Raw genomic sequence first — 9,548 nt, 5'->3', positions numbered from 1 at the left:
GCCGGCCAACAGCACCACCGGCTTCACCACCGTGACTGCCCCGGACAACGTCTACGTCGGTACCAACGACGCGGTGATCAAATCGATCGCCACCGTTGATGGCGCCGATGTTGGCAAGTTCGAGAACTTGGTTCTGGACAAGACTCCGGTCAGCACCGCTGTCACCGACGAGCCAGGCACTCCGGGCAACGAAGGCGACTTGGTCAAAGTCACCATCACCGCTGACCAGGTTTCGGTTGCTGAGAACGTGAAGCCGACCTTCACCGTTCACATCAATACTGCGCTGGCTCACGACTTGGTCGTGACCCTGAGCAACAACGCGGTTGTGACCATCAAGGCTGGTGAAACCAGCGCGCCGTACACCCACGAAGCGCAAGGCGACGACGTCTACAAAGACGCCGGCGAAATCGAGCTGGGCATCAAGTCCGCCGTCGATGTTGATGGCCGTGCCTTCGAGAACCTGCAGCTGGGCGATACCGCTTCGGTCAAAGTCACCGACACCACCGACGACGTGGTGGCCAAGCTGACTGCCACGCCTTCGGTCACCGAAGGTGGTGCGATCACCTACACCATCACCCTGACCAACAAAGACGGTCTGCCGATCGACAAGCATTCGGCACTGACCTTCACCCTGAGCGACGGCACCACTGTCATCACGGTTCCGGCCAACAGCACTACCGGTTTCACCACCGTGACTGCCCCGGACAACGTCTACGTCGGTACCAACGACGCAGTGATCAAATCGATCGCTTCGGTTGATGGCGCCGATGTTGGCAAGTTCGAGAACCTGGTTCTGGACAAAACCCCGGTCAGCACCGCTGTCACTGACGAGCCAGGCTCGGGTACTCCAGGCGCTGGCAACGAAGGCGATCTGGTCAAGGTCACCATCACCGCCGATCAGGTTTCGGTGGCTGAAAACGTCAAACCGACCTTCACCGTTCACATCAACACCGCGCTGGCCCACGACCTGGTCGTGACGCTGAGCAACAACGCTACCGTCACCATCAAGGCCGGTGAAACCAGCGCGCCGTACACCCACGAAGCGCAGGGCGACGACGTCTACAAAGACGCCGGTGAAATCGAGCTGGGTATCAAGTCGGCAGCAGACATCGACGGCCGTGCCTTCGAAAATCTGCAGCTGGGCGATGCGGCGTCGGTCAAAGTCACTGACACCACTGACGATGTCGTGGCCAAGCTGACTGCCACTCCTTCGGTCACCGAAGGCGGTGCGATCACCTACACCATCACCCTGACCAACAAAGACGGTTTGCCGATCGATAAGCACTCGGCGCTGACCTTTACCCTGAGCGACGGCACCACTGTCATCACGGTTCCGGCCAACAGCACCACTGGTTTCACCACCGTGACTGCTCCGGACAACGTCTACGTCGGTACCAACGACGCGGTGATCAAGTCGATCGCTTCGGTGGATGGCGCGGATGTCGGTAAGTTCGAGAACCTGGTTCTGGACAAGACCCCAGTCAGCACTGCCGTCACCGATGAGCCTGGTTCGGGTACTCCGGGGACCGGCAACGAAGGCGACTTGGTCAAAGTCACCATTACTGCTGACCAGGTATCGGTGGCTGAAAACGTCAAACCGACCTTCACCGTTCACATCAACACCGCGCTGGCCCACGACCTGGTCGTGACGCTGAGCAACAACGCTACCGTCACCATCAAGGCCGGCGAAACCAGCGCGCCGTACACCCACGAAGCGCAGGGCGACGACGTCTACAAAGACGCTGGCGAAATCGAGTTGGGCGTGAAGTCGGCAGCAGACATCGATGGCCGTGCCTTCGAGAACCTGCAGCTGGGCGACGCGGCCTCGGTCAAAGTCACCGACACCACCGACGACGTCGTGGCCAAACTGACTGCCACGCCTTCGGTCACCGAAGGTGGTGCGATCACCTACACCATCACCCTTACCAACAAAGATGGCTTGCCGATCGATAAGCATTCGGCGCTGACCTTCACCCTGAGCGACGGCACCACCGTCATCACCGTGCCGGCCAACAGCACCAGCGGTTTCACCACCGTGACTGCCCCGGATAACGTCTACGTCGGTACCAACGACCCAGTGATCAAATCGATCGCTTCTGTTGATGGCGCGGATGTCGGCAAGTTCGAAAACTTGGTTCTGGACAAAACCCCGGTCAGTACCGCTGTCACCGACGAACCAGGTACGCCGGGCAACGAAGGCGACTTGGTCAAAGTCACCATTACTGCTGACCAGGTTTCGGTTGCTGAAAACGTCAAACCGACCTTCACCGTTCACATCAACACCGCGCTGGCTCACGACTTGGTCGTGACCCTGAGCAACAACGCTACCGTCACCATCAAGGCCGGTGAAACCAGCGCGCCGTACACCCACGAAGCACAGGGCGACGACGTTTACAAAGACGCTGGCGAAATCGAGTTGGGCGTGAAGTCTGCAGCAGACATCGATGGCCGTGCCTTCGAAAACCTGCAGCTGGGCGATGCGGCCTCGGTCAAAGTGACTGACACCACCGACGACGTCGTGGCCAAGCTGACCGCTACCCCTTCGGTCACCGAAGGCGGCGCAATCACCTACACCATTACGCTGACCAACAAAGACGGTCTGCCGATCGACAAGCACTCGGCACTGACCTTCACCCTGAGCGACGGCACCACTGTCATCACTGTTCCGGCCAACAGCACCACTGGTTTCACCACCGTGACTGCCCCGGACAACGTCTACACCGGTACCAACGATCCAGTGATCAAGTCGATCGCTTCGGTCGATGGCGCTGATGTCGGCAAGTTCGAAAACCTGGTTCTGGACAAGACCCCAGTCAGCACTGCCGTCACCGATGAGCCTGGTTCGGGTACTCCGGGGACCGGCAACGAAGGCGACTTGGTCAAAGTCACCATTACTGCTGACCAGGTATCGGTGGCTGAAAACGTCAAACCGACCTTCACCGTTCACATCAACACTGCCCTGGCTCACGACCTGGTCGTGACGCTGAGCAACAATGCCACCGTCACCATCAAGGCCGGTGAAACCAGCGCGCCGTACACCCACGAAGCACAGGGCGACGACGTCTACAAAGACGCCGGTGAAATCGAGTTGGGCGTGAAGTCGGCAGCAGATATCGATGGCCGCGCCTTCGAAAATCTGCAGCTGGGCGATGCGGCGTCGGTCAAAGTCACCGACACCACCGACGACGTGGTGGCCAAGCTGACTGCCACCCCTTCGGTTACCGAAGGTGGTGCAATCACCTACACCATCACTCTGACCAACAAAGACGGTCTGCCGATTGATAAACATTCGGCGCTGACCTTCACCCTGAGTGATGGCACCACCGTCATCACGGTCCCGGCCAACAGCACTACCGGCTTCACCACCGTGACTGCTCCGGACAACGTCTACACCGGTACTAACGATCCAGTGATCAAATCGATCGCTTCGGTAGATGGCGCTGATGTCGGCAAGTTCGAGAACCTGGTTCTGGACAAAACGCCGGTCAGCACTGCTGTCACTGACGAACCAGGCTCGGGTACTCCAGGCGCTGGCAACGAAGGCGATCTGGTCAAGGTGACCATCACGGCTGACCAGGTATCGGTCGCCGAGAACGTCAAACCGACCTTCACCGTTCACATCAACACTGCCCTGGCTCACGACCTCGTCGTAACCCTGAGCAACAACGCGGTTGTGACCATCAAGGCCGGTGAAACCAGCGCGCCTTACACTCACGAAGCGCAAGGCGACGACGTCTACAAAGACGCCGGCGAAATCGAGTTGGGCGTGAAGTCGGCAGCAGACATCGATGGCCGTGCCTTCGAGAACCTGCAGCTGGGCGATGCCGCTTCGGTCAAGGTCACCGACACCACCGACGATGTCGTGGCCAAGCTGACTGCCACCCCTTCGGTTACCGAAGGTGGTGCGATCACCTACACCATTACGCTCACCAACAAAGACGGTCTGCCGATTGATAAGCACTCGGCGCTGACCTTCACCCTGAGCGACGGCACCACCGTCATCACGGTTCCGGCCAACAGCACCACTGGTTTCACCACCGTGACTGCCCCGGACAACGTTTACGTTGGTACCAATGACGCGGTGATCAAATCGATCGCCACCGTCGATGGCGCTGATGTCGGCAAGTTCGAAAACCTGGTTCTGGACAAGACCCCAGTCAGCACCGCTGTCACCGACGAGCCAGGCTCGGGTACTCCAGGCGCTGGCAACGAAGGCGATCTGGTCAAGGTCACCATCACCGCCGATCAGGTATCGGTGGCTGAAAACGTCAAACCGACCTTCACCGTTCATATCAACACCGCGCTGGCTCACGACCTGGTCGTGACCTTGAGCAACAACGCTACCGTCACCATCAAGGCTGGCGAAACCAGCGCGCCGTACACCCACGAAGCGCAGGGCGATGACGTCTACAAAGACGCCGGCGAAATCGAGCTGGGCGTGAAGTCGGCAGCAGACATCGATGGCCGTGCCTTCGAGAACCTGCAGCTGGGCGATGCGGCCTCGGTCAAAGTGACCGATACCACTGACGATGTCATCGCCAAGCTGACCGCCACCCCTTCGGTCACTGAAGGCGGCGAGATAACCTATACCGTCACCCTGACCAACAAAGACGGCCTGCCGATCGATAACCACGCGCCGTTGTACTTCACCCTGAGTGACGGCAAAACGGTCATCACCGTGCCGGCCAATAGCACCACCGGTTTCACCACGGTGACCGCGCCGGACAACGTCTACGTCGGTACCAATGACGCGGTGGTCAAGTCGATCGCCAATGTCAGCGGCGCAGACGCCTGGAAGTTCGAGAACCTGGTTCTGGACAAGACCCCAGTCAGCACCACCGTAACCGACGAGCCGGGCTCGGGTACTCCAGGCACCGGCAACGAAGGCGACGTGGTCAAAGTCACCATCACCGCCGACCAAATCTCGGTCGCCGAGAACGTCAAACCGACCTTCACTGTCCACATCAACACCGCGCTGGCCCACGACCTGGTCGTGACCCTGAGCAATAATGCGGTTGTGGTGATCGAGGCCGGCAAGACTTCGAGCGAGCCGTATACCCACGACGCACAAGGCGATGACGTCTACAAAGACGCCGGTGAAATCGAGCTGGGCATCAAATCTGCCGTCGATGTTGACGGTCGTGCCTTTGAAAACCTGCAGCTGGGTGATGCCGCGTCGGTCAAAGTCACTGACACCACCGACGACGTGGTGGCCAAGCTGACCGCGACCCCTTCGGTCTCCGAAGGTGGTGAAATCACTTACACCATCACCTTGACCAACAAAGATGGTCTGCCGATCGATAACCACGCGCCGTTGTACTTCACCCTGAGTGACGGCAAAACGGTCATTACCGTCGCGGCCAATAGCACCACCGGCTTCGCTACCGTCACCGCGCCGGACAACGTCTACGTTGGTACCAACGACGCGGTGGTCAAGTCGATTGCCAATGTCAGCGGCGCAGACGCCTGGAAGTTCGAGAACCTGGTTCTGGACAAGACCCCAGTCAGCACCACCGTGACCGACGAGCCGGGCTCGGGTACTCCAGGCACCGGCAACGAAGGCGACTTGGTCAAAGTCACCATCACGGCTGATCAGGTTTCGGTTGCCGAGAACGTCAAACCAACGTTCACCGTTCACATCAACACTGCCCTGGCTCACGATCTGGTCGTGACCCTGAGCAACAACGCCACCGTCACCATCAAGGCGGGTGAAACCAGCGCGCCGTACACCCACGAAGCGCAAGGCGATGACGTCTACAAAGACGCCGGTGAAATCGAGTTGGGCGTGAAGTCGGCAGCAGATATCGATGGCCGCGCCTTCGAAAATCTGCAGCTGGGCGATGCGGCGTCGGTCAAAGTCACCGACACCACCGACGACGTGGTGGCCAAGCTGACTGCCACCCCTTCGGTTACCGAAGGTGGTGCGATCACCTACACCATCACCCTGACCAACAAAGACGGTCTGCCGATCGATAAACATTCGGCGCTGACCTTCACCTTGAGCGACGGCACCACCGTCATCACGGTTCCGACCAACAGCACCACCGGCTTCACCACCGTGACTGCCCCGGACAACGTCTACACCGGTACCAACGATCCAGTGATCAAGTCGATCGCCTCGGTTGATGGCGCTGATGTCGGTAAGTTCGAAAACCTGGTCCTGGACAAGACGCCGGTCAGCACGGCTGTCACTGACGAACCAGGCTCGGGTACTCCAGGCGCTGGCAACGAAGGCGATCTGGTCAAGGTGACCATCACGGCTGACCAGGTATCGGTTGCCGAGAACGTCAAACCGACCTTCACCGTCCACATCAACACCGCCCTGGCTCACGACCTGGTCGTGACGCTGAGCAACAACGCCACCGTCACCATCAAAGCCGGTGAAACCAGCGCGCCGTACACCCACGAAGCGCAGGGCGACGACGTCTACAAAGACGCCGGTGAAATTGAGCTGGGCGTGAAGTCGGCAGCAGACATCGATGGCCGTGCCTTCGAGAACCTGCAGCTGGGTGACGCCGCTTCGGTCAAGGTCACCGACACCACCGACGACGTCGTGGCTAAGCTGACTGCTACTCCTTCGGTTACCGAAGGTGGTGCGATCACCTACACCATTACGCTGACCAACAAAGACGGTCTGCCGATCGATAAACACTCGGCGCTGACCTTCACGCTGAACGATGGCACCACCGTCATTACCGTGCCGGCCAACAGCACCACTGGTTTCACCACGGTGACTGCTCCGGACAACGTCTACGTCGGTACCAACGACGCGGTGATCAAATCGATCGCCACCGTTGATGGCGCTGATGTTGGCAAGTTCGAGAACCTGGTTCTGGACAAGACGCCGGTCAGCACTGCTGTCACCGACGAACCAGGTACGCCGGGCAACGAAGGCGACTTGGTCAAAGTCACCATTACCGCTGACCAGGTTTCCGTCGCCGAGAACGTCAAACCGACCTTCACCGTTCACATCAACACCGCCCTGGCTCACGACTTGGTCGTGACCCTGAGCAACAACGCTACCGTCACCATCAAGGCCGGTGAAACCAGCGCGCCTTACACCCACGAGGCACAGGGCGACGACGTCTACAAAGACGCCGGTGAAATCGAGTTGGGCGTGAAGTCGGCAGCAGACATCGACGGCCGTGCCTTCGAGAACCTGCAGTTGGGCGATGCGGCGTCGGTCAAAGTGACTGACACCACGGATGACGTGGTGGCCAAGCTGACCGCTACCCCTTCGGTTACCGAAGGTGGTGCAATCACTTACACCATCACCCTGACCAACAAAGACGGTCTGCCGATCGACAAGCATTCGGCGCTGACCTTCACCTTGAGCGACGGCACCACCGTCATCACTGTTCCGGCCAACAGCACCAGCGGTTTCACCACCGTGGCTGCTCCGGACAACGTCTACATCGGTACCAACGACGCGGTGATCAAGTCGATCTCTTCGGTTGATGGCGCCGATGTCGGCAAGTTCGAGAATCTGGTTCTGGACAAGACCCCAGTCAGCACTGCTGTGACCGATGAGCCTGGCTCGGGTACTCCGGGGACCGGCAACGAAGGCGACTTGGTCAAGGTGACGATCACGGCTGACCAGGTATCGGTCGCCGAGAACGTGAAGCCGACCTTCACCGTTCACATCAACACCGCCCTGGCTCACGACCTGGTCGTGACCTTGAGCAACAACGCCACTGTCACTATCAAGGCCGGTGAAACCAGCGCCCCGTACACCCACGAAGCACAGGGTGACGACGTCTACAAAGACGCTGGAGAAATCGAGCTGGGCGTGAAGTCGGCAGCAGACATCGATGGCCGTGCCTTCGAGAATCTGCAGCTGGGCGACGCGGCGTCGGTCAAAGTGACTGACACCACCGACGATGTGGTGGCCAAACTGACTGCGACGCCTTCGGTCACCGAAGGTGGTGCGATCACCTACACCATCACCCTGACCAACAAAGACGGTCTGCCGATCGATAAACATTCGGCGCTGACTTTCACCTTGAGTGACGGCACCACCGTCATCACGGTTCCGGCCAACAGCACTACCGGTTTCACCACCGTGACTGCCCCGGACAACGTCTACGTCGGTACCAACGACGCAGTGATCAAATCGATCGCTTCGGTTGATGGCGCCGATGTTGGCAAGTTCGAGAACCTGGTTCTGGACAAAACGCCGGTCAGCACTGCTGTCACTGACGAGCCAGGCTCGGGTACTCCAGGCGCTGGCAACGAAGGCGATTTGGTCAAAGTCACCATTACCGCCGACCAAATCTCGGTCGCCGAGAACGTGAAGCCGACCTTCACCGTTCACATCAATACTGCCCTGGCTCACGACCTGGTCGTGACGCTGAGCAACAACGCCACCGTCACTATCAAGGCCGGTGAAACCAGCGCGCCATACACCCACGAAGCGCAAGGCGATGACGTCTACAAAGACGCCGGTGAAATCGAGTTGGGCGTGAAGTCGGCAGCAGACATCGATGGCCGTGCCTTCGAGAATCTGCAGCTGGGCGACGCGGCGTCGGTCAAAGTCACCGACACCACCGACGATGTCGTGGCCAAGCTGACCGCTACGCCTTCGGTCACCGAAGGTGGTGCGATCACCTACACCATCACCCTGACCAACAAAGATGGCTTGCCGATCGACAAGCACTCGGCACTGACCTTCACCCTGAGCGACGGCACCACCGTCATCACCGTGCCGGCCAACAGCACCAGCGGTTTCACCACCGTGACTGCCCCGGATAACGTCTACGTCGGTAACAACGACGCGGTAATCAAATCGATCGCCACCGTCGATGGCGCGGATGTCGGCAAGTTCGAGAACCTGGTTCTGGACAAAACGCCGGTCAGCACTGCTGTGACCGACGAGCCGGGCTCAGGTACTCCAGGCGCTGGCAACGAAGGTGATCTGGTCAAGGTGACGATCACCGCTGACCAGGTTTCGGTTGCCGAGAACGTGAAGCCGACCTTCACCGTTCATATCAACACTGCCCTGGCTCACGACCTGGTCGTGACGCTGAGCAACAACGCCACCGTCACTATCAAGGCCGGTGAAACCAGCGCGCCATACACCCACGAAGCGCAAGGCGACGACGTCTACAAAGACGCTGGCGAAATCGAGCTGGGCGTGAAGTCGGCAGCAGACATCGATGGCCGTGCCTTCGAGAACCTGCAGCTGGGCGACGCCGCCTCGGTCAAAGTCACCGACACCACCGACGACGTAGTGGCCAAGCTGACTGCTACGCCTTCGGTCACCGAAGGTGGTGCGATCACCTACACCATCACCCTGACCAACAAAGATGGCTTGCCGATCGATAAGCATTCGGCGCTGACCTTCACCCTGAGCGACGGCACCACCGTCATCACCGTGCCGGCCAACAGCACCAGCGGTTTCACCACCGTGACTGCCCCGGATAACGTCTACACCGGTACCAACGACCCAGTGATCAAATCGATCGCTTCCGTTGATGGCACGGATGTTGGCAAGTTCGAGAACCTGGTTCTGGACAAAACCCCGGTCAGCACCACTGTTACTGACGAGC

1 protein-coding gene is annotated in these 9,548 nt (G+C 59.4%); it reads left to right on the top strand.

What is annotated here, in order from left to right; all coding sequences use genetic code 11:
• On the top strand, nucleotides 1–9,548 hold a 9,548-nt coding region (locus OO306_RS27240), incomplete at both ends, for an immunoglobulin-like domain-containing protein (protein ID WP_323055839.1).

This window comes from Pseudomonas sp. DCB_AW, from assembly GCF_026240895.1.
GTDB lineage: Bacteria > Pseudomonadota > Gammaproteobacteria > Pseudomonadales > Pseudomonadaceae > Aquipseudomonas > Aquipseudomonas kermanshahensis.
The sequence above is the reverse complement of the archived record's forward strand: the minus strand, read 5'-3'. Positions and strand labels throughout refer to the sequence as shown.